At 61.1% G+C, this 21,201-nt stretch carries 19 protein-coding genes; 2 read left to right on the forward strand and 17 right to left on the reverse strand.

Going from position 1 to position 21,201, the window contains the following annotated elements; genetic code table 11:
* Window positions 1-7 precede the first annotated feature (7 nt).
* From folC to leuC, 13 genes are all read right to left on the reverse strand, one after another.
* On the reverse strand, window positions 8-1,318 hold the full coding sequence (gene folC / locus M0D64_RS01045) for a bifunctional tetrahydrofolate synthase/dihydrofolate synthase (RefSeq protein ID WP_266256321.1): 1,311 nt from the start codon (window positions 1,316-1,318) through the stop codon (window positions 8-10).
* Window positions 1,319-1,466: 148 nt separating this feature from the next.
* Window positions 1,467-2,339: an acetyl-CoA carboxylase, carboxyltransferase subunit beta gene (gene accD / locus M0D64_RS01050; protein WP_093634944.1), complete on the reverse strand. Its 873-nt coding sequence runs from the start codon at window positions 2,337-2,339 to the stop codon at window positions 1,467-1,469.
* Window positions 2,340-2,420: 81 nt separating this feature from the next.
* Entirely contained in the window at window positions 2,421-3,233 is an 813-nt protein-coding gene (trpA, locus tag M0D64_RS01055; RefSeq protein ID WP_093634943.1) for a tryptophan synthase subunit alpha, read from the reverse strand.
* 33 nt (window positions 3,234-3,266) lie between these two features.
* Entirely contained in the window at window positions 3,267-4,184 is a 918-nt protein-coding gene (locus M0D64_RS01060; protein WP_266256322.1) for a site-specific DNA-methyltransferase, read from the reverse strand.
* An 11-nt stretch (window positions 4,185-4,195) separates the two neighbouring features.
* On the reverse strand, window positions 4,196-5,389 hold the full coding sequence (gene trpB / locus M0D64_RS01065) for a tryptophan synthase subunit beta (RefSeq protein ID WP_266237891.1): 1,194 nt from the start codon (window positions 5,387-5,389) through the stop codon (window positions 4,196-4,198).
* Window positions 5,390-5,449: 60 nt separating this feature from the next.
* On the reverse strand, window positions 5,450-6,163 hold the full coding sequence (locus tag M0D64_RS01070; RefSeq protein WP_171927073.1) for a phosphoribosylanthranilate isomerase: 714 nt from the start codon (window positions 6,161-6,163) through the stop codon (window positions 5,450-5,452).
* Entirely contained in the window at window positions 6,160-6,972 is an 813-nt protein-coding gene (truA, locus tag M0D64_RS01075) for a tRNA pseudouridine(38-40) synthase TruA (RefSeq protein WP_266256323.1), read from the reverse strand. Before truA ends, M0D64_RS01070 begins: the two co-directional genes overlap by 4 nt.
* On the reverse strand, window positions 6,969-9,686 hold the full coding sequence (locus M0D64_RS01080) for a FimV/HubP family polar landmark protein (protein ID WP_266237885.1): 2,718 nt from the start codon (window positions 9,684-9,686) through the stop codon (window positions 6,969-6,971). The genes truA and M0D64_RS01080 overlap by 4 nt, the downstream gene beginning before the upstream one ends.
* 175 nt (window positions 9,687-9,861) lie before the next feature.
* Complete coding sequence (gene asd, locus M0D64_RS01085; protein WP_027805102.1) at window positions 9,862-10,983, reverse strand: aspartate-semialdehyde dehydrogenase; 1,122 nt, start codon at window positions 10,981-10,983, stop codon at window positions 9,862-9,864.
* A gap of 361 nt (window positions 10,984-11,344) precedes the next feature.
* Window positions 11,345-12,412 (reverse strand): 3-isopropylmalate dehydrogenase, encoded by a 1,068-nt coding sequence (leuB, locus tag M0D64_RS01090; RefSeq protein WP_054034794.1) that lies wholly within the window; start codon window positions 12,410-12,412, stop codon window positions 11,345-11,347.
* Window positions 12,413-12,438: 26 nt separating this feature from the next.
* A complete protein-coding gene (gene leuD, locus M0D64_RS01095; protein WP_154557949.1) occupies window positions 12,439-13,092 on the reverse strand; it encodes a 3-isopropylmalate dehydratase small subunit in 654 nt (217 codons plus the stop codon).
* Between the two features lie 85 nt (window positions 13,093-13,177).
* Complete coding sequence (locus M0D64_RS01100) at window positions 13,178-13,336, reverse strand: entericidin A/B family lipoprotein (protein ID WP_171927077.1); 159 nt, start codon at window positions 13,334-13,336, stop codon at window positions 13,178-13,180.
* Between the two features lie 6 nt (window positions 13,337-13,342).
* Window positions 13,343-14,752: a 3-isopropylmalate dehydratase large subunit gene (gene leuC / locus M0D64_RS01105; RefSeq protein ID WP_154557951.1), complete on the reverse strand. Its 1,410-nt coding sequence runs from the start codon at window positions 14,750-14,752 to the stop codon at window positions 13,343-13,345.
* A gap of 133 nt (window positions 14,753-14,885) precedes the next feature.
* On the opposite strand from leuC, the gene M0D64_RS01110 reads away from it, so the two are divergent.
* Together M0D64_RS01110 and M0D64_RS01115 are read left to right on the forward strand one after the other, a co-directional pair.
* Window positions 14,886-15,128, forward strand: coding sequence for a hypothetical protein (locus M0D64_RS01110; protein ID WP_154557952.1), 243 nt, complete (start codon window positions 14,886-14,888; stop codon window positions 15,126-15,128).
* A 139-nt stretch (window positions 15,129-15,267) separates the two neighbouring features.
* On the forward strand, window positions 15,268-16,785 hold the full coding sequence (locus M0D64_RS01115; protein WP_266256324.1) for a Fic family protein: 1,518 nt from the start codon (window positions 15,268-15,270) through the stop codon (window positions 16,783-16,785).
* Between the two features lie 160 nt (window positions 16,786-16,945).
* Here M0D64_RS01115 and gltA read toward each other — a convergent pair whose 3' ends face one another.
* The 4 genes from gltA to sdhA form a co-directional block, all read right to left on the reverse strand.
* Entirely contained in the window at window positions 16,946-18,247 is a 1,302-nt protein-coding gene (gene gltA, locus M0D64_RS01120; RefSeq protein ID WP_028196113.1) for a citrate synthase, read from the reverse strand.
* A 92-nt stretch (window positions 18,248-18,339) separates the two neighbouring features.
* Window positions 18,340-18,612: a succinate dehydrogenase assembly factor 2 gene (locus M0D64_RS01125; protein WP_097397112.1), complete on the reverse strand. Its 273-nt coding sequence runs from the start codon at window positions 18,610-18,612 to the stop codon at window positions 18,340-18,342.
* A gap of 84 nt (window positions 18,613-18,696) precedes the next feature.
* Window positions 18,697-19,401 (reverse strand): succinate dehydrogenase iron-sulfur subunit, encoded by a 705-nt coding sequence (locus M0D64_RS01130; RefSeq protein WP_054034792.1) that lies wholly within the window; start codon window positions 19,399-19,401, stop codon window positions 18,697-18,699.
* 24 nt (window positions 19,402-19,425) lie between these two features.
* Entirely contained in the window at window positions 19,426-21,201 is a 1,776-nt protein-coding gene (sdhA, locus tag M0D64_RS01135; RefSeq protein WP_093634934.1) for a succinate dehydrogenase flavoprotein subunit, read from the reverse strand.

Here is a 21,201-nt window from a genome sequence, read left to right on the forward strand (position 1 = left end):
CGCCCGTTCAGTGTTGCTGCGATTTACGGTAGGCCATTACGCCTGCTACCGTATAGAAACTGCCGAAAACCACGATTCTATCATTCTCTGACGCTCGTTTTAGCGCGTCTTGGAAAGCCTCTGCTGGTGTTGCGTAGCGCGTCACGCTGCTGTCATTGCCGTCGCTCACGCCCTGCTTGCGCAAAGCCGCCTCGAGTTCTCCCGCCGAAGCCGCACGCGGGGTCGGCAGATCGGTCACGCACCAGTGGTCGATTTCGCCTTTCAGATGCGTCAGCACGCCGGCAATGTCCTTGTCGCGCATCGCGCCGAACACGGCGTAGGTGTACGGGAAAAAGCCCATATTGCCGAGGTTTTGCGACAGCACTGCCGCGGCGTGCGGGTTGTGGCCGACATCGAGCACGATGGCCGGCTTGCCGGGCAGCACCTGGAAGCGCCCCGGCAATTCGACGTTAGCGAGGCCGAGCCGGATGTCCTGCGCCGAGACCGACAAACGATCGCGCAGCGCTTCAAGACCGGCCAGCGCCGCCGACGTGTTGATCAACTGATTCGCGCCGCGCAATGCCGGGTAGGCGAGCGCGGAACGGCGCATGGTCGGGCCCACGTAGCTCCATTGCTGGCGCTCGCTGCCTGCCTGCCCTTCGTAGCGGAAATCGCGGCCGAATAGCCACAGTTCGGCGCCGATCTTTTCAGCGTAATCGATCAATGTTTGAGGCGGCACCGGATCGGCGCAGATCGCCGGCTTACCGGGGCGGAAAATGCCGGCTTTTTCGAAGGCGATTTTCTCGCGCGTGTCGCCGAGATACTCGGTGTGATCGATATCGATGCTGGTGATGATTGCGCAATCCGCATCGAGGATGTTGACCGCGTCGAGGCGGCCGCCCAGGCCGACTTCGAAAATCACCGCGTCCAGTCCGCGCGAGGCGAACAGGCTCATGATCGCGAGCGCCGTGAATTCGAAGTAAGTCAGTGTGATCGGTTCGGCAAGGCTCAGGCGTGCGGCTTCGACGGCTTCGAAATGCGGCAGCAGGTCTGCGTCGCTCGCCATTTCGCCGTTCACGCGCGCCCGTTCGTTGAAGGTCAACAGATGCGGCGACGTGTGGCAGCCAACCGTGAAGCCCGCGCGCAGCAAAATCGATTCGAGGATCGCGCAGGTCGAACCCTTGCCGTTCGTGCCGCCGACCGTGATGATCGGGCACGCGAACGACAACTGCATCGCGTCACGTACCTGGGAGATGCGTCCCAATCCCATGTCGATGCCGACAGGATGCGCGGATTCAAGGTGCGTGAGCCACGCGTCGAGGGTGGGGAATGTGGTCATCGAGCGAATCTTTGCTGCGTTGCGAGATCGTGATTATCCCGGAAATGACAGCGCGCCGCTTGATGACTCTCGCGGCGCGCTATTTTTCGACTGCTTTTCGGACGGCTGCGGCGCCCTTTCAGGCGCGGCCCCGTATTGATGCAAAGGCTTACGCGACTGCGTCCGCCGGCTGATGGCTCAACAGCGCCATCAATTGCGCGATTTCTTCACGCAGCTTGCGACGATCGACGATCATGTCGACCGCGCCCTTCGTCAGCAGGAATTCGGCGCGCTGGAAGCCTTCCGGCAGCTTTTCACGCACGGTTTGTTCGATCACGCGCGGGCCGGCGAAGCCGATCAGCGCCTTCGGCTCGGCGATCACCACGTCGCCCAGGAACGCGAAACTCGCCGACACGCCGCCCATAGTCGGATCGGTCAGCACGGAAATGAACGGCAGCTTGGCTTCGGCTAGCTTGGTCAGCATGGCGGTGGTCTTCGCCATCTGCATCAGCGAAAGCAGGCTTTCCTGCATCCGCGCGCCGCCCGAAGCGGTGAAGCAGATAAACGGCACCTTCTGTTCGAGCGCGTTCTGAGCGCCCCGCACGAAACGTTCGCCGACCACCGAACCCATCGAGCCGCCCATGAACGAGAACTCGAAACACGCGACCACCACTGGCAGCGTGTGGATGGCGCCGCCCATCACGACCATTGCGTCGGTTTCGTCGGTGTCGTCCATCGCCTCTTTCAGGCGGTCCGGGTACTTGCGGCTGTCTTTGAACTTGAGCGCGTCGACCGGGACGATTTCCTGGCCGATTTCGTAGCGGCCTTCCGGATCGAGCAGGCCGTCGAGCCGCTCACGCGCACCGATGCGCATGTGATGGTCGCACTTCGGGCAAACGTGCAGATTGGCCTCGACGTCATTGCGGTACAGCACGGCTTCGCACGACGGGCACTTGATCCACAGGCCTTCCGGAATCCCCTTGCGGTTCTTCGGGTCGGTTTGTTTGATTTTCGGCGGCAGCAGCTTATCGAGCCAGCTCATATTGAATCCCTCTGGGTCAACCGGTTGCGCAAACGGCGGGACGAACCCGCCGCTCACACTACAGGAGACAAAAAATAACTGTTATCGGGCAGTCGCGACGCTATCGAGCGCCTCGCGCACTTCGGCAATGAAGCGCGTAAGCGTCTCGGCGGCGGCTTCGGGCGCCGCTTGTTCGAGCAATTGCACGATACGGCTGCCGATCACGACGGCATCGGACACTTCGGCCACCGAACGCGCCGTTTGCGCGTCACGGATGCCAAAACCGACGCCCACCGGCAGGGGTACGCGCGACTTGATGGCGGGGATTTTACTCGCGATGCTGGAAACGTCCAGATTTGCCGCGCCGGTCACGCCTTTCAGTGACACATAGTAGACGTAACCACTGGCGATTTTGCCGACTTCCGCGATGCGCTCATCCGTGGAGGTGGGCGCCAGCAAAAAGATCGGATCGATGCCGGCAGATCGCATCTGTTCGGCGAAATTAACGCACTCTTCCGGCGGGTAGTCGACAACCAGCACGCCGTCTACACCGGCTTCTTTCGCAGCCTTGGCGAACGCTTCGGTGCCCATGCGCTCGATCGGATTGGCGTAGCCCATCAGCACCACCGGCGTCTTGTCATCGGTTTCGCGGAAGCGCTTCACGTCGGCCAGTACATGGCGCAGCGACACGCCATGCGCCAGCGCGCGTTCGGACGATTGCTGGATCACCGGGCCGTCGGCCATCGGGTCGGAAAACGGTACGCCCAGTTCGATCACATCGGCGCCGCCGGCGGCGAGCGCGTGCATGAATTCAACTGTGCGCGCCGGATCCGGGTCGCCGGCCGTCATGAACGGAATCAGGCCTTTCTTACCCTGGGCGGACAACGCGGCAAACGTGTTCTTGATACGGGACATGGAATATTCTCGGATTTTTAAGCTACTGCGCGCTTATTGCGCCTCGGTTTGCTGCTCAGCTTTGGCCGCATTCTTGCGGCTTTTGCGAGCGGCAGCAGGCGCCGACGCGGCCGCGCTAACGCGTTCGCGTGCTATCGCACAGTAACTTTCATTGATCTCATAGCCGACGAATTCGCGCTGCTGCCGGGCGCAAGCGACTGCGGTGGTGCCGCTGCCCATGAACGGGTCGAGTACGCGCCCGCCCTTCGGACAACTTGCCAGCACCATCCGCTCGACAATTTCCAGAGGTTTCTGGGTCGGATGATCGACGCGCTCGGCGTGTTGCCGATGCAGCCGCGATACCGACCAGACGTCCTTCGGATTATAGCCAAGCTCCAGCCACTTACTGCCTTCGAACAATTTACGCGAACGCGCCTTCTTCGTGATGGCATCGTACGGGATGCGGACGGGATCGAGATCGAAAAAGTAATCTTTCGACACCGCGAAAAAGCCGATGTTGTCATGCACCGAGGTGAACCGGCGAACCGTTCCCCCCATGCTCGGCACACGCCGGTCCCAGATGATTTCGTTGATCATCGTGAGTTTTGTCTTCAGGAAGCTGAAGATTTCCGGCGCGTACTGCCAGGTGCAGAAGATATACAGCGAACCCGACGGCTTGAGCTTCGGAATAGCCAGCTCGAGCCAGCCACGCGTCCAGGCGAGGAAATCCTCGCCGGAGCGCATGTCGGAGTCGTTGCCATAATCCTTGCCGAGCCCATAAGGCGGATCGCACAGGATCAGGTCGATCGACCCGTCGGGGATGTTCGCTACATCGGTCAGAAAATCGCGGTTCAACAGCCGGATGCCGGCAGGCACCTGCGCTAACAAGGGTGCAGGCGCCTCGGCCACCACTACCTCGGCGGCCGGGCTGGTTTCAAGCGCCGGTTGCGGCTCATCGAACTCGTCGCGCATCGTCGCGGCGCTCAGAACTGAATGCCCGATCGCTCAGCGACCGTATGCATGTCCTTGTCGCCGCGGCCCGACAGATTGACCAGAAGGACCTTGTCCTTGGGCAGCGTCGGCGCGAGCTTCGCGGCGTAGGCCAGCGCATGGCTGGACTCCAGCGCCGGAATAATGCCTTCGATGCGGCAGCAGTCGTGGAACGCCTTGAGCGCTTCTTCGTCGGTGATGCTGACATATTGCGCGCGATTACTGTCTTTTAGCCACGCGTGCTCGGGGCCGACTCCCGGATAGTCCAGACCGGCCGATATCGAATGTGTTTCGATGATCTGACCGTTCTCGTCTTGCAGGAGATACGTGCGGTTGCCGTGCAGCACGCCCGGAGTGCCGGCGATCAGCGAGGCTGCGTGCCGGCCGGTTTCGATCCCGTCACCCGCTGGCTCGACGCCGATTAGCTGCACCGAAGCGTCGTCAATGTACGGGTAAAAGATACCCATCGCGTTAGAACCGCCGCCAACGCACGCAATCACGGCGTCGGGTTGGCGACCGACCAGTTCGGGCATCTGCACCTTGCACTCGTCGCCGATCACGCGCTGGAAGTCGCGCACCATCATCGGATACGGATGCGGCCCCGCCACCGTGCCGATGATGTAGAAGGTGTTTTCGACGTTGGTCACCCAGTCGCGCATCGCTTCATTGAGCGCGTCTTTCAGTGTGCGCGAGCCGGACGTCACGGGCACGACGGTTGCGCCGAGCAGCTTCATCCGGTACACGTTGGCCGCCTGGCGGCGTACGTCTTCTTCGCCCATGTAGACCACGCATTCCATGCCGAAGCGCGCCGCGATGGTCGCGGCCGCCACGCCGTGCTGGCCTGCGCCGGTTTCCGCGATCACGCGCGGCTTGCCCATGCGCTTTGCGAGCAGCGCCTGGCCAATCACGTTATTGATCTTGTGAGCGCCGGTGTGATTCAGGTCTTCACGCTTGAGGAAAACCTGCGCGCCGCCGAGCATTTCGCTCCAACGTTGTGCGTGATAAATGGGGGACGGACGACCCACGAAATGCTTCAGTTCGCGCTCGTATTCGGCGACGAATTCCGGGTCTTTTTGAAATTTCTCGTACGCGGCACGCAGCTCGTCGAGTGCGTGAACCAGCGTTTCGGCGACGAACACGCCGCCATACTGGCCGAAATGGCCTCTTTCGTCAGGCAAGTTATACATGGTGATCACTCTTCTCAGTGTGGCGCACGGCTTTTCTATGAGAAAACCGCGCCGCCTGAATCATTCAGCGTCCGCTGCGCGCACTGCGCGTACGAACGCCGCCATCCGGGCGTGATCTTTCACGCCCTTGGCGCCCGGCACTTCGATGCCGCTCGAGACATCGACCGCGTACGGGCGCACGCGATGGATCGCATCACTGACGTTTTGCGCGTTCAACCCACCACTCAAAACGGCCCGACGCGCGAGCTCTGCTGGAATAAGTGACCAATCGAAAACCTTCCCGCCGCCGCCATAGCCTTCGACATGGGTGTCGAACAGGAGGGCGCTGGCTGCTGAATAGTTAAGCGCTGATTTTACCAAATCTGCCGGCTGAGTATCCGCTGCGACTCGCAAAGCGCGCAACCAAGGCAAACCCGCAACACTGGCGAGGGATTCACACTGCTCAGCGGTTTCGTCGCCGTGGAACTGCAGCAGCGTAAGCCCGACATTGCTGGCGACTTCGCGAATCCAGTCCGGCGTTGCGTTCACGAACAAGCCGACTACCGATATGAACGGCGGCACGTCGTGTACCAGCTCTACTGCCTGCGCAACGCTTACCGAACGCGGGCTCGGCGGGTAGAACACGAGGCCGATCGCGTCGGCGCCGAGGTCGATCGCCAGCGACACGTCTTCCGGCTTCGACAGTCCGCACAACTTGATACGCGTGCGATGCGGCGCGGCATGCTGCTGCGCGCCGGCGTTTGCTTCGGCTGCCAGATTTTCAGTTGATTTCATGTTTGCGCTTGCTCGGTCCAGACGGTACTCCACGGCACGCTGCCGGTCTGCGGCGCGGGCACGGCGAATTGCTCAGGATATCCCACCTGCGCCAGGTACAGGCCGTCAGGCATGAAGGTCGGCGCGGCACAATCGCGTTCGCGGCTGGCAAGAACCTCGGCCATCCATTCGGCCGGATGGCGTCCCCGGCCGATATCGACCAGACAGCCCATCAGATTGCGCACCATGTGGTGCAGGAACGCGTTCGCCCGAAACCGGAAATGAACGAAGTCGCCCTGTTGCCGCATGTCGATCTGATACAGATGTTTGACCGGCGTTTTCGCCTGGCATTGCGACGAACGGAATGCTGAAAAATCGTGCTCGCCGATCAGATGAGCGGCCGCGGCCCGCATGGCGTCGACGTCGAGCGGCGTGTGTACCCAGCCGGCCCGCGTATCCTGCATCGGCGAACGGAACGGATGGACGTACAGGACGTAGTAATAGGTCCGTTCGAACGCTGAAAACCGCGCGTGGAATTCGTCGGGCATCGGCTTGGCCCATTGCACGGCGATCGTCTTCGGCAGGAAGGCGTTGGTGCCGCGAATCCACGAAAAGTCCGTGCGATCGAGTTCGGTGTCGAAGTGCACGACTTGGCCGAGGCCGTGCACGCCGGTATCGGTGCGCCCAGCCACAATGGTTTGCACAGGCGTTTGCGCGAACTCGCGCAACGCCCGTTCGAGCTCGTCCTGCACGGTCTTGCCGTGCGGCTGCGACTGCCAGCCGCAGAATGCCGAGCCGTCGTACTGAACGCCTAATGCAATACGCTTCACGACAACGGCGCGAGCGTCGAGAGCAGCGCGCGCGCCTCGGTGCGCGTGGCCGGATCGTTCGCTTCGATCACTTCGTTGATGAGCGTGCGCGCGCCGGACAGATCGCCGAGGTCGATATATTCGGCGGCCAGATCGAGCTTGTTGCGGGCGATGCGAGTGAGATCGGCCCGCGTGAAGGCCGGCAACGGCTGAGCTGGGCTCGGCGGCAACTCCAGGTCGAAATCGAGCTTCAGCGCGCCGAAGCCGGCAGCGCCCAGGCCCGCGACGGCTGCGTGGCCTGCGGTGCCGGCGGCGATTTCGTCAGCGACGTGCGGGAAGTCGTCCGGATCGTGCGGCGCTACGGTTTGTTGCGCCCTGGTTTCGGGGGAGGCAACCGGCTGTGTCGACTGCGATGCGGGTGCGCTCACGGCTGCGTCGTCGGTCGATTCGACGCGCGGCGGCAATGGCATGTTCAGACTGTTGAAGGCATCGAGGGCATCGCGCGGGAACTCGGTCGGCGCGGATAGCGCGGACTGAACTGGCGCGACGGGTGTCGGTTCGAAGTTCGGTGCACCTGCTGGCGTTGCGGGTTCGGCGTGCAGATGTGACTGCGGATGCGCTTCGTAAGACGGTTGATGCGTCGGTTCGACGTGAGCCGCGCCCTGTTGGGCTGCGGGCACTGCCGGCACCGAAGTATCGGGCACCGGATGCGCCGACGTCTCGCCGTGCGGCTGGCTGAACGGCGAACTCGTGCGCGGTTCAGCCTGCTGCCGCGTGAAATCGATGACCGGCGGCGGTGGGGTGTCCTGATGGCTCCGTGACTCTGCAAGCGGCTCATTCGTCGGCTCTGCCAACGGCATGGCCGGCGCGCTCGATGCCGGTTCGTCGTCCCATTGCAGACGGTGCGGAGGCACCTCTTGCTGGAAACTCTCGTCGACCGGTTCAAGTGGAGTCAGCGGCAATGCTTCGGCACCGAGTTCCGCGGCGGCTGCGAGGCTCGCAGCCGTGGTTGCCCCGTCGAGATTCTCGTGATGGGCCGAGGGAAGAGGTTCGGTTGTGGGAGCGCTTTGGCCGATCGATTCGGTGTCCGGGCTCGGCTGCGAAGCTTCGAACGGCGCGGGCGTCGGGTGGATTTCCTGCGACGCGCGTTGGAACGCATCGTGGTCTTGTGCGGGCGAGCCTGTGTGAGGTTGGTGGGCAGCGGCTTCGTGTTCTGCTGCGGCGCGTTGTGCCGCGTCGTGATCTTCTGCCGCACGCTCAGCCGCGGCTTTGTCTGCCTCCGCGCGTTCGGCTTCGGCGCGCTCCGCAGCAGCGTGTGACGCAGCTACGCGTTCGGCTTCTGCGCTTTCTACCGCAGCGCGCTCCGCTTCTGCACGTTCCGCCGCCAAGCGTTCGGTCGCCGCGCTCTCTGCATTTTCTCGTTCTGCTGCCTCACGCGCAGTCGCCGCGCGAATTTCCGCTTCGCGCTCTGCTGCCACGCGTTCCGCCACTTCTCGCGCCGCCGCTTCATCCCCAGCGATCTCGTGGTCAGTCGGCGCCACTACCGCCGCGTACCCGGCCGCCGCTTCGCCGCTCACGTCCGACGCTTCGCGCGTCGAATCGACATCCTGCGACCCAGCCGCTCGCGCGGAAGCCGCCGCTGCGTCCTCCGCCAGCGAGCCGCCTGTCGCGGCAACAGCAACGCGCTTACGTCGACTCAGACGCAAAGCCGCCAGCAACACGACCAACGCCGCGCCGATCGCCGCCGCGATGCTCAAATTCGTCTGCGAGATGCCGGCATCGGTCGCCGTGGAAACCGGCGCGCTGCCATGACCGGAAACGGCTGCCGCGGACGAAACACCGGCGGCCGGTTGCGCACCATTTGTAGCAGGCGGCACCGGCGCGGTCGGCGTACCACCGATGCCATGTTTCTGCAGTTCCATCAGCACGCGGTTTTTCAGCGCGAGCAATTGCTGCAAGCTGGAAACCTGCGCACGCGGTTGCGATGCCGGTTGAGCGGTGGCCGTCGCTGCTGCTGTGGCAGCCGCCGACGCCCCTTCGGCAGCCTCACTGGCCGAGGGCTGGATCGCGCCCGACCAGACATGTGCGCCGCTGGCCGGCAACACGCCTGCAGCCTGTGAACCTGCTACGGGGGCCGCACCGGCCGCTGCCGAGCTAGCCGGCGTCGCCGAGTTTGCTTCAGCCGTCGTCGAGCTGGCCGTCCCTGAAACCGCAGGCGTGGCAGCCTGAGCCGCAGCGCTTGCCGCGCTCGCTGCGGCGGCATTGACCTGCGCCACACCGCTCGCGGCGCCGACAGCAGCACCAACCGCCGCCGCGTTCGGCGCGGAAGCCGGCGCAGCCGTAGTGGCCGATGGCGCGGCAGACGCAGACCCCGCAACCGGCGCAGAAGCCGCCGGAGCACCGGTTGCATCGAGAGCCGGGATCGTCAACAGCGCACCGACGCGCATCCGGCTCGGGTCATGACTCATGAAGGCATTCGGATTCGCATCGAACAGCGCGCGCGAAGCGCGTGCGAGCGTCCCCTTGTCGTGCGATTGCGTGACGGCAATCGCCACGTCGTTCAACGACTGCCCGGGGCGCACCGTGTATTGGCTCCCGGCGGCGTAAGAAACGGAAGCGCCCTCAGGCGCGCTCGCGGCGTCGCCCGGCGCTGCCACCGCGCTACCCATACCGGCGCCCGCCAGCGCGAACGCCAAGGCGGCCACGGCCATCAGCCGGCCCGTACCTTGATGCATAGACATAGCCCGAAGGGAAGAGAGTCGAAGGCTCATCGGGACTCCAGGCGCGTCAGCGCGCAGCCCTTTTTTGCGGTTGGAAAGAGACAAGATAATCGGAGCACACAATGAAAAAAGCGCCGCGCAAGCGCGACGCTTTTTGAGTTTTCTACGCGTCGTGAGCGCGTAGTTTACTTTACTTGTCGAGCACAATGCGAAGCATGCGACGCAGCGGTTCTGCCGCGCCCCACAGCAGCTGATCGCCGACCGTGAAGGCCGACAGATATTCGCCGCCCATCGCCAGTTTGCGCACACGGCCAACCGGCACCGTCAGCGTGCCCGTGACCACGGCCGGGGACAGATCGCGCATCGACGCTTCGCGTTCGTTCGGCACAACCTTGACCCAGTCGTTACCCGAGGCGAGGATGCTGTTCACTTCGTCCAGCGGCACGTCCTTATTCAGCTTGATGGTCAGTGCCTGCGAGTGGCAGCGCATTGCGCCGATCCGCACACAGAGGCCATCTACCGGGATCGAACCCGGCGTGCCCATGGCCGGCTTGCCGAGGATCTTGTTGGTTTCCGCGCCGCCCTTCCACTCTTCCTTCGACATGCCGTTGCCGAGATCCTTGTCGATCCACGGAATCAGCGAGCCCGCAAGCGGCACGCCAAAGTTGTCGGTCGGCATACGGTCGCTGTTCATGGCGCTCAGCACGCGGCGGTCGATGTCGAGAATCGCCGACGACGGATCCGCCAGGTCTTCCTTGGCCGCGCCGTACAGCGTGCCCATTTGCTGCAGCAGTTCGCGCATGTTCTGCGCACCCGCGCCCGAAGCGGCCTGATACGTCATGGCCGTCATCCAGTCGACGAGGTTTTCGCGGAACAGGCCGCCCAGCGCCATCAGCATCAGGCTGACCGTGCAGTTGCCGCCGATGAAATTCTTCTGGCCCTTGACCAGCGCGTTCTTGATCACGTCGAGGTTGACCGGATCGAGAATGATGACCGCGTCATCCTTCATGCGCAGCGACGAAGCCGCGTCGATCCAGTAGCCGTTCCAGCCCGCTGCGCGCAGCTTCGGGAACACTTCATTCGTGTAGTCGCCGCCCTGGCAGGAGATGATCGCTTCGCACTTCTTCAGGTCTTCGATGCTTGTCGCATCTTTGAGCTTGGTCTCGTTTTTGGCGAACGACGGCGCGTTGCCGCCCGCGTTGCTGGTGCTGAAAAACACCGGTTCGATCAAGTCGAAATCGCCTTCCTGCTGCATACGTTGCATCAGGACGCTGCCGACCATACCGCGCCAACCTACGAGACCTACGTTCATGACTTCATACCCTTCGAATGGAAACTTCCCCGCATCTTTGCCCGCAGTGACCGCGCGGGGAAGATGAGCGGGCACGACGGACGATCAGCGTTTCGTGATCGTTTTCGGGGTAATCGCTTTTGTGGTGGTAATGGCGAACTCAACCACACGGGCCGTTTTGCCGTGCAGTTTCGAAATCGAGGAGATTTGAGCTATGTGCGCCATCGCTACAATATACACGAAAACCGGAATCTGGCGACGTGATCGTCTGCCGCTATCGTCCGTATTACGCGCGAATCGGCCTGTTTTGAGGCCAATTCGCGTTTTAAAGGCCGTTTGACTGCCTAACTACAACCGTTACCACTTGCTGTTTCAAAGGCCGTTACAGCGCGGCGACCACTGCGTCGCCCATCGCCACGGTGCCGACCTGCTTGCAACCCGGCGTCAGAATATCGCCCGTGCGGAGACCCTGTTCCAGCACCTTCTTCACCGCGTTTTCGATGCGATCCGCCTGTTCCGCCTTGTTCAGCGAATAGCGCAGCATCATCGCGGCCGACAGGATCGTGGCCAGCGGATTCGCCACGCCCTTACCGGCGATATCCGGCGCCGAACCGTGCGACGGCTCGTACAAGCCCTTGTTGTTCTTGTCGAGCGAGGCCGACGGCAGCATGCCGATCGAGCCCGTCAGCATGGCGGCTTCATCCGACAGAATGTCGCCGAACATGTTGCCGGTCACAACCACGTCGAACGCCTTCGGCGCCTTGACCAGTTGCATCGCCGCGTTGTCCACGTACATGTGCGACAACTCGACGTCCGCGTATTCCTTCGACACGTCGATCATCACGTCCCGCCAGAACTGCGACGTTTCGAGCACATTCGCCTTGTCCACGCTCGTCAGTTTCTTCTGGCGCTTTTGCGCGGCCTGAAACGCGACGTGCGCAATGCGGCGCACTTCGGGTTCCGAATAACGCATCGTGTCGAAGCCTTCCTTCGCGCCTTCGAACAGCCCATCCGGCGACGAACGCACACCGCGCGGCGCGCCGAAGTAGATGTCGCCGTTCAGTTCGCGCACGATCAGGATGTCGAGACCCGAAACAATTTCTTCCTTCAACGAGGAAGCACCAGTGAGCTGCGGATAGCAGATTGCCGGACGGAAGTTCGCGAACAATTGCAGGTGCTTGCGCAGACCGAGAATCGCCTGCTCCGGGCGCAGCGCGCGTTCGAGCGAGTCGTATTTCCAGTCGCCGACGGCGCCGAACAGGATCGCATCGGCTTCTTTCGCCAGCGCCAGCGTCGAATCGGGCAGCGGATGACCCTTGGCTTCGTAACCCGCGCCGCCAACCGGCGCTTCTTCGAGTTCGAACTTTTCGCCGAGCACGTTCAGGACCTTCACGGCCTCCTTGACGATTTCGGGACCGATGCCGTCGCCCGGCAAGACTGCGATCTTCATGCGAGTTTCCTTGATGATTTTTCTGTTTATCCGACGATGCGGTGATTCAGCCACGGCTGCTTCGCGATCCGCTCGGCTTCGAACTGGCGAATCTTGTCAGCGTGACGCAGCGTGAGGCCGATATCGTCGAAGCCATTCAGCAGACAGTACTTGCGGAACGCCGCCACTTCGAACGGATACTCGGCGCTACCGTCTGACGTGCGCACGACTTGCGCTTCCAGGTCGACGGTCAGCTTGAAGCCGTTGAACGCGTAGGTTTCGTTGAACAGGTGATCGACTTGCTGTTCGGTCAGCACGATCGGCAGCACGCCATTCTTGAAGCAGTTGTTGTAGAAAATATCGGCGAAGCTCGGCGCGATGATCGCGCGGAAACCGTACTGCTCCAACGCCCACGGCGCATGCTCACGCGAGCTGCCGCAACCGAAGTTTTTGCGCGCCAACAGCACCGATGCGCCCTGATAGCGCGGCTGATTCAGCACGAAATCCGGGTTCAGCGGACGCTTCGAATTGTCCTGACCCGGTTCGCCGTGGTCGAGGTAACGCCATTCGTCGAACGCGTTCGGACCAAAACCCGTGCGCTTGATCGACTTCAGGAATTGCTTCGGAATGATCGCGTCCGTGTCGACGTTCTCGCGATCGAGCGGCGCCACGACGCCGGTGTGTACGATGAATTTATCCATGACGCTTGCGCCTGTTTCAAGACCAAGCGATGCGCGTGGCGGCCGAAAAGCCGCTCGCGCATCGCCGGCAAAAATCAAAAACCGCTTATTTGTCAGCGTGATTGCTGATCGAATTGCCGAGGTGCGACATGTCCTCGCCAAATCCGTGCACCGTATTGCAGCCGGCCAGACCGAGCAATAGCGCGGCCAGGGTACCGAGTGCGAAGCGGCGCAATAGAGTGGTGCGATTCATGTTCTTCATCATGCGTGTTTATCCAAGCTTGCGAATATCGACGAAATGCCCTTCGATAGCCGCTGCGGCAGCCATCGCGGGGCTCACGAGGTGGGTACGGCCACCGGCGCCCTGACGACCTTCGAAATTACGATTCGACGTGGACGCGCAACGCTCGCCCGGATCCAACCGGTCGGCGTTCATTGCGAGACACATCGAGCAACCGGGCTCACGCCATTCGAAACCGGCATCCGTAAAGACCTTGTCGAGGCCTTCGCGTTCCGCTTGCGCCTTCACCAGACCCGAACCCGGCACCACCATGGCCAGACGGATGTTCGGTGCGACGCGGCGGCCGAGTTTCTTCACGACGTATGCCGCAGCGCGAATGTCTTCAATGCGCGCGTTGGTGCACGACCCAATGAAGATTTTATCCGGCTTGATGGATTCGATCGGCGCATTCGGTTCGAGCGCCATGTATTTCAACGCGCGCTCCATTGCGTCACGCTTGACCGGGTCCTTTTCACGCTCAGGATCCGGCACGCGGCCGTCCACGGCAGTGACCATCTCCGGCGACGTGCCCCACGTGACTTGCGGCACGATTTCAGCGGCGTTCAGCTCGACTACACGGTCGAATTGCGCGCCTTCGTCTGACTTGAACTGCTTCCAGTACTCGACCGCGTGATCCCATTCGACGCCTGCCGGCGAGAAGGGACGGCCCTTCAGATATTCGATGGTGGTGTCGTCCACAGCGACCATGCCGGCGCGCGCGCCTGCTTCGATCGCCATGTTGCAGACCGTCATGCGACCTTCCATGGACAGCGCGCGAATCGTCGAACCGCCGAATTCGATCGCATAGCCGGTGCCGCCTGCCGTGCCGATCTTGCCGATGATCGCGAGCACGATGTCTTTCGCGGTACAGCCGCGCGGCAACGGGCCTTCGACCTTCACCAGCATGTTCTTGCTTTTCTTCTGCAAGAGCGTTTGCGTGGCCAGCACGTGCTCCACTTCCGAGGTGCCGATACCGTGCGCCAGCGCGCCGAACGCGCCGTGCGTGGACGTGTGCGAGTCGCCGCAGACAATGGTCATGCCGGGCAGCGTTGCGCCCTGCTCCGGCCCGATGATGTGCACGATGCCCTGACGCAGGTCGTTCATCTTGAACTGCGTGATGCCATAGGCGTCGCAGTTCGTGTCGAGCGTATCGACTTGCAGCTTGGAGACCGGATCGGCAATGCCGTGGCTGCGATCCGTGGTGGGGACGTTGTGGTCCGACACCGCCAGATTCGCGCTGATGCGCCACACCGGACGCTCAGCCAGCTTCAGGCCTTCGAACGCCTGAGGGCTGGTGACTTCGTGCAGCAGGTGACGGTCGATATAGAGAATCGTCGTACCGTCTTCTTCCGTGTGGACCACGTGTGTGTTCCACAATTTGTCGTAGAGAGTCTGTGCCATGGTATGCGGAGTAGTAATGACTGCGGGCTGACTGTGTCGGTCGATTATGCCACGCAGAACCCGGCTTTGGGCCCATGAATCATGCAAAAAACCGATAAAAAACAGGGAGTTGGGTGGTAGTGGCGATACCTGTATGGGTGTTACCCGGCAAGGGATTGCATGGGGCAATACGAAGCTTGAAACGCGGCTCGTTGCCCGGGAATTTCCGGCGGTTGACACCCGCGAACAAGTGGTTCAACTTCGCCAAGCCTTTGTATTCGCGATATGTTTGGCTTTCCCCGAGTGCAACCGCGGGCTGGTAAAAAAATTTGCGAGAAAGACGGATTTCGAACAAAAAACTTGTTGGGATACAAAAAAAACGCTGAACTGCGCCTGAACGACAAATTTTTGGCCATGCGATGGCAGCGCTTCGGCGTAAAAAAATCTTCAGTCATACGGCGTTTTGTAAAAAAAACTGTGCCGATATAAAAAAATATTTGTAAGCTGCACGTTTGGGATAATTTTTCGGGACACTCATGTCAGCCGTCGGTTACGAGTACTTGCGCCAGCAATTGAACCTGAGCGCGCTGGAGCTCAAGCGGCCAGCCCTCGTGAAACCGGTCACGCGGCTGACCAACATCAACGACTGTCTGTCCGTTCCCAAAAACATGGCGCCGGCAGACGGAGCCTATCTTGACCACGTGCTCTTTGCTTTGAAGCACGAAGGCACCAATTTGGCGGTTCTCGCCCAAACATTGCCGAACATCAGTGCCGAGGATCTCCTGGCGGAACTGCGCCGCTCGCCTAGCGGTGGCTATATACGGAAAGCCGCATTTCTCTGGGAGACATTCACCGGTAAAGAACTCGAAGGCGCACCGGTTGCCGGTGGCGCTGTCATCCCCTTGTTTGATCCCACCCAGTACTACACAGGTCCCTCTGTGCGTAATGCACGCTGGAGGGTCGACTTCAACGGCCTTGGTTCAATGCGTTATTGCGCAACGGTCGCACGCACGCCAACGATTACTCAACTCCTCGAGTCAGACGTTCTCACACGGGCGCGCGAGTTCATGGCGTCGCTGCCGGCAGAGATGCAAGACCGGGCGCTCAGTTGGGCTTATCTCCACGAAACACAAGATTCGTTCGCCATCGAGAAGGAAGCGCCCTCCGAAGACAAGGCTCAGCGCTTCGTCAAGCTTCTGCGGCAAGCACATGAGCGTCATCCACTCAGCGAAGAATATCTCGTCGAATTGCAGAACATCTGCGTAACAAATCCACTGGATCAAGCCGCGTCTTATCGCGCGGAACAAAACCATCTGCAAAGCGGCCTGCGGGGAGCGGCGGGCGTGACATACGTGCCGCCACCGCCAGACATACTGACTGATCTGATGGCAGATTGGCTAGCATTTGCCAACTCCGCGCCCACCCAAGTAGACCCGATCATTGCGGCAAGCATCATCTCGTTCGGCTTCGTGTTCCTGCACCCGTTCATGGATGGTAACGGCCGGCTCTCACGCTTCCTGATTCATCACGCGCTCTGCTCATCGGGCAAACTCGAAAACGGCCTGCTTCTGCCGGTATCGATTGCCATGAAACGAGAGGAGCAGGCTTACCTGGAAGCCTTGCGGGATTTTTCAAAACCAATCCGCGAACGTTGGCAAGTCCGCTGGTTGGACGAAATGAAATACGACTTTAAATTTCAAGGTGACGTGTCGATTTATCAGTTCTGGGACGCGACTCCGGCGGTCGAGTTCGTCGCCAGAATGGCCGACCTCGCACTGGAAGTTGAGCTTCGTCAGGAGACGCTCTTTCTGCAACGGTATGACAAAGTGCTGCGCGCGGTAAATCAGCGATATGACGTGCGCGGCAGTATGCTTTCGACGCTGGTCATGATGTGTCTCGATAACGCTGGGAAAGTGTCTAAAAATCGCCGGAAGCAGTTCGCCAACCTCGTGCCTGAAGCGATTTTCGACGCCATCGAAGCTGAAGCGAAAGCCGTTCTGGACGAAGAGAATGAGTTGAGGGAGGAGCCCGGACATACACCGGACAACACCTAGTCCGCAGCTTGAGGGCTTCGTCCTCAACGCCTGGCGCTCGAGATCTATCGCCGCAAACAAAACGCCCCAACGATAAACCCGTTGGGGCGTTTTTTATCAACTGATTCCGCACTGGTTCGCAGCAATCACAACCCTACGAACCACGCAAACTCAACTCCGATCAACGTTGCGCAATCGGCTTCGCTTCACGTTGCGTATCGCCGATGAACAGTTGACGCGGACGGCCAATCTTCTGTTCCGGATCGGCGATCATTTCGTTCCACTGTGCAATCCAGCCGACCGTACGTGCCATCGCGAAGATACACGTGAACATCGACGTCGGGATGCCCAGCGCGCGCTGCACGATGCCCGAGTAGAAGTCGACGTTCGGGTACAGCTTGCGCGACACGAAGTATTCGTCTTCCAGAGCGATCTTTTCCAGCGCCATGGCCAGCTTGAACAGCGGGTCGTCGTGCAGGCCCAGCTCTTCCAGCACTTCGTGGCAGGTTTCGCGCATCAGCTTCGCACGCGGATCGTAGTTCTTGTAGACGCGGTGACCGAAGCCCATCAGCTTCACGCCCGAGTTCTTGTCCTTCACCTGCTTGATGAACTCAGGAATGTTGTCGACCGAGCCGATTTCTTCCAGCATGTTTAGCGCGGCTTCGTTCGCACCGCCGTGCGCCGGGCCCCACAGGCAAGCGATACCGGCCGCGATACACGCGAACGGGTTAGCGCCCGACGAACCCGCCAGACGAACCGTCGAGGTCGACGCATTCTGTTCGTGGTCAGCGTGCAGGATCAGGATACGGTCCAGCGCGCGCACCAGCACGTCGTTGACCTTGTACTCTTCGCACGGGTTCGAGAACATCATGTGCATGAAGTTCGCGCTGTACGACAGGTCATTCTTCGGGTACGCAAACGGCTGGCCGATGCTGTACTTGTACGCCATCGCGACGAGAGTAGGCAACTTCGCGATCATGCGAATGGCCGACACTTCACGGTGACGCGGATTGTTGATGTCGAGCGAGTCGTGATAGAACGCCGACAGCGCGCCGACTGCAGCGACCAGAATCGCCATCGGGTGCGCGTCGCGACGGAAGCCACGGAAGAAGAAGTGCATTTGCTCATGCACCATCGTGTGCTTCGTGACGGTGTTCACGAACTCGTCTTTCTGCTGCGCGTTCGGCAGTTCGCCCTTCAGCAGCAGATAGCAGGTTTCGAGGAAGTCGGCGTTTTGCGCGAGGTTGTCGATCGGGTAGCCGCGATACAGCAGCTCGCCCTTGTCACCGTCGATGTACGTGATCGCCGAATTGCACGCCGCCGTCGACATAAAGCCCGGGTCGTACGTGAACTTGCCGGTCTGGCCGTACAGTTTGCGGATGTCGATCACGTCCGGGCCGAGAGTGCCCTTGTAAATCGGCATTTCAACGCTCGGCGAATTGTCGCTGAACGATAGCGTGGCTTTAACATCTGACGGGGTCATAGCACATCCTCAATCGAAGTATGGAAACAGGGTTTCGATAATTTGCACGCCTGGGAACAACGGACAAGCGGCGCTCAAGACGTTAGCGGTGCTCAAGCATTCCGCAACAGCTCCAGCACCCGGATCACATCCGGGTCGGCAAGTTCGCCTTCCGGTTCCTTGCGAACGAGCAGCAAGTCCATCAGGTCGTTATCGCTCAGCTCGAGCAGGCGCGTGAGAGCGCCTACATCGGCATCGCTGAGGTCATGCTCATATCGGCTGAAAAAACGTTCAAAGATCAGATCGTTTTCCAGCAGGCCCCGCCGCGCGCGCCAGCGAAGGCGCGCGCGGCGGAGAGGGTCGGACTGATGCGATGTTTCGTTCATGTCAGTACGCGCCGGGCCGCCCCAAGCGTACTGACCGCCCCCTCGGGGGGCAGCGAACGATAGGGAGCGTGGGGGCTGTTCATATCAAACAGCGCGGCGAACCATCAATTCCTTGATCTTGCCAATCGCCTTGGTCGGGTTCAGGCCCTTCGGGCAGACGTCGACGCAATTCATGATCGTATGGCAACGGAACAGACGGTACGGATCTTCCAGGTTGTCGAGGCGCTCACCCGTCGCTTCGTCGCGGCTATCCGCGATGAAACGATAGGCTTGCAACAGGCCAGCCGGGCCGACGAACTTGTCCGGATTCCACCAGAAGCTCGGGCACGACGTAGAGCAGCTAGCGCACAGAATACATTCGTACAGGCCGTCGAGCTCGTCGCGTTCTTCCGGCGACTGCAGACGTTCCTTTTCCGGCGGCGGCGTATCGTTGATCAGGTACGGCTTGATCGAGTGATACTGGTTGAAGAACTGCGTGAAGTCGCAGATCAGGTCGCGCACGACGGGCAGGCCCGGCAGCGGACGCAGCACGATCTTCTGCGGCAGGTCGTTCATGTTCTGCAAGCAGGCCAGACCATTCTTGCCGTTGATGTTCATCGCGTCCGAACCGCACACGCCTTCACGGCACGAACGGCGGAACGACAAAGTTTCGTCCATCGCTTTCAGCTTGAGCAGTGCATCGAGCAGCATGCGTTCGTGCGAGTCGATTTCGATCTCGTACGTTTGCATGCGCGGCGCCGCATCCTTGTCCGGATCGTAGCGGTAAATTTCAAATGTACGCTTGGCCATTTCTGAATTCCTTTGACTTGTGCCTTAGAAGGTACGCGCTTTCGGCGGTACCGATTCGACCGTCAGCGGTTGCATCTGAACCGGCTTGTAGTCGAGGCGATCGCCTTCGCTGAACCACAGCGTATGGCGCAGCCAGTTTTCGTCGTCGCGATGTTCGAAGTCGTCTTGCGCGTGCGCGCCGCGGCTTTCCTTGCGCGCTTCGGCGGAAACCATCGTGGCGCGGGCCACTTCGATCAGGTTCTCCACTTCCAGCGCTTCGATACGTGCCGTGTTGAACACCTTCGACTTGTCTTTCAGGTAGATGTTGTCGACACGGTCAGCCACTTCGCGAATCCGCTCGACACCTTCGGCCAGCAGCTTCGACGTGCGGAACACACCGGCGTGCGCCTGCATCGTGGAGCGGATGTCGGCAGCGACGGTTTGCGAGTATTCGCCCGACGTGGACTTGTCCAGCTTGTTCAGACGCGCCAGCGAGAAATCGCCTGCGTCGGCCGGCAGCGGCTTGTGTTCCTTGATGTCCTTCACGTGCTTGACGATGTGATTGCCGGCTGCGCGGCCGAACACCACCAGGTCGAGCAGCGAGTTCGTGCCAAGACGGTTTGCGCCGTGCACCGACACGCACGAGCATTCGCCCACTGCGTAGAAACCGTTGACGACTTCCTTGTGATCCCGCGACGTGCCAACGACCTGGCCGTTGATGTTCGTCGGGATACCACCCATCTGATAGTGGATGGTCGGCACAACCGGAATCGGCTCTTTAATACAGTCGACGTTCGCGAATTTCATGGCGATTTCGCGGATCGACGGCAGACGCTTCATGATCGTCTCAGCGCCGATGTGCGACAGGTCGAGCAGCACGTGGTCCTTGTTCGGACCCACGCCGCGGCCTTCCTTGATTTCCTGGTCCATCGAACGCGAAACGAAGTCGCGCGGCGCCAGATCCTTCAGCGTCGGTGCGTAGCGTTCCATGAAACGCTCGCCGTTCGAGTTACGCAGAATGCCGCCTTCGCCACGCACGCCTTCGGTAATCAGCACGCCCGCGCCGGCCACGCCGGTGGGGTGGAATTGCCAGAATTCCATGTCTTGCAGTGCGATACCCGAACGCGCAGCCATGCCCAGGCCGTCACCCGTGTTGATGAACGCGTTCGTGGATGCTGCGAAGATCCGGCCCGCGCCGCCCGTAGCGAACAGCGTGGTCTTGCCTTCGAGGATATAAACGTCGCCGGTTTCCATTTCCAGCGCGGTCACGCCAAGCACGTCGCCGTCGGCGTCGCGGATCAGATCCAGCGCCATCCATTCGACGAAAAACTGCGTCTTGGCAGCCACGTTTTGCTGGTACAGCGTGTGCAGCAGCGCGTGACCCGTACGGTCAGCGGCCGCGCAAGCGCGTTGCACCGGCTTTTCGCCGTAGTTGGCGGTGTGGCCGCCGAACGGGCGTTGGTAAATCGTGCCGTCAGCGTTACGGTCGAACGGCATGCCGAAGTGTTCGAGCTCGTACACGGCGTTCGGTGCTTCACGGCACATGAACTCGATCGCGTCCTGGTCGCCGAGCCAGTCGGAACCCTTGATCGTGTCGTAGAAGTGATAGTGCCAATTGTCTTCGCTCATGTTGCCGAGCGAGGCGCCGATGCCGCCTTGGGCAGCGACCGTGTGCGAACGCGTCGGGAACACCTTGGACAGCACGCAAACCGACAGACCGGCGCGCGCGAGTTGCAGCGAAGCGCGCATCCCCGAGCCGCCTGCGCCGACGATAACCACGTCAAACTTGCGACGCGGCAGAGAATTCTTGATTGCAGCCAT

Source organism: Paraburkholderia sp. WS6 (assembly GCF_030464835.1).
Lineage (GTDB): Bacteria > Pseudomonadota > Gammaproteobacteria > Burkholderiales > Burkholderiaceae > Paraburkholderia > Paraburkholderia madseniana.

Excerpts from the sequence above, each read along its gene's own strand:
- M0D64_RS01115 (WP_266256324.1), top strand. The coding sequence starts at position 15,268 with ATGTCAGCCGTCGGTTACGAGTACTTGCGCCAGCAATTGAACCTGAGC.
- trpA (WP_093634943.1), bottom strand. The coding sequence starts at position 3,233 with ATGTCCCGTATCAAGAACACGTTTGCCGCGTTGTCCGCCCAGGGTAAG.
- leuC (WP_154557951.1), bottom strand. The coding sequence starts at position 14,752 with ATGGCACAGACTCTCTACGACAAATTGTGGAACACACACGTGGTCCAC.
- leuB (WP_054034794.1), bottom strand. The coding sequence starts at position 12,412 with ATGAAGATCGCAGTCTTGCCGGGCGACGGCATCGGTCCCGAAATCGTC.
- M0D64_RS01130 (WP_054034792.1), bottom strand. The coding sequence starts at position 19,401 with ATGGCCAAGCGTACATTTGAAATTTACCGCTACGATCCGGACAAGGAT.
- accD (WP_093634944.1), bottom strand. The coding sequence starts at position 2,339 with ATGAGCTGGCTCGATAAGCTGCTGCCGCCGAAAATCAAACAAACCGAC.
- asd (WP_027805102.1), bottom strand. The coding sequence starts at position 10,983 with ATGAACGTAGGTCTCGTAGGTTGGCGCGGTATGGTCGGCAGCGTCCTG.
- folC (WP_266256321.1), bottom strand. The coding sequence starts at position 1,318 with ATGACCACATTCCCCACCCTCGACGCGTGGCTCACGCACCTTGAATCC.
- M0D64_RS01110 (WP_154557952.1), top strand. The coding sequence starts at position 14,886 with ATGGGTGTTACCCGGCAAGGGATTGCATGGGGCAATACGAAGCTTGAA.
- M0D64_RS01060 (WP_266256322.1), bottom strand. The coding sequence starts at position 4,184 with ATGCGCGACGAGTTCGATGAGCCGCAACCGGCGCTTGAAACCAGCCCG.
- sdhA (WP_093634934.1), bottom strand. The coding sequence starts at position 21,201 with ATGGCTGCAATCAAGAATTCTCTGCCGCGTCGCAAGTTTGACGTGGTT.
- leuD (WP_154557949.1), bottom strand. The coding sequence starts at position 13,092 with ATGGATAAATTCATCGTACACACCGGCGTCGTGGCGCCGCTCGATCGC.
- M0D64_RS01080 (WP_266237885.1), bottom strand. The coding sequence starts at position 9,686 with ATGCATCAAGGTACGGGCCGGCTGATGGCCGTGGCCGCCTTGGCGTTC.
- M0D64_RS01100 (WP_171927077.1), bottom strand. The coding sequence starts at position 13,336 with ATGATGAAGAACATGAATCGCACCACTCTATTGCGCCGCTTCGCACTC.
- M0D64_RS01070 (WP_171927073.1), bottom strand. The coding sequence starts at position 6,163 with ATGAAATCAACTGAAAATCTGGCAGCCGAAGCAAACGCCGGCGCGCAG.
- gltA (WP_028196113.1), bottom strand. The coding sequence starts at position 18,247 with ATGACCCCGTCAGATGTTAAAGCCACGCTATCGTTCAGCGACAATTCG.
- M0D64_RS01125 (WP_097397112.1), bottom strand. The coding sequence starts at position 18,612 with ATGAACGAAACATCGCATCAGTCCGACCCTCTCCGCCGCGCGCGCCTT.
- trpB (WP_266237891.1), bottom strand. The coding sequence starts at position 5,389 with ATGTATAACTTGCCTGACGAAAGAGGCCATTTCGGCCAGTATGGCGGC.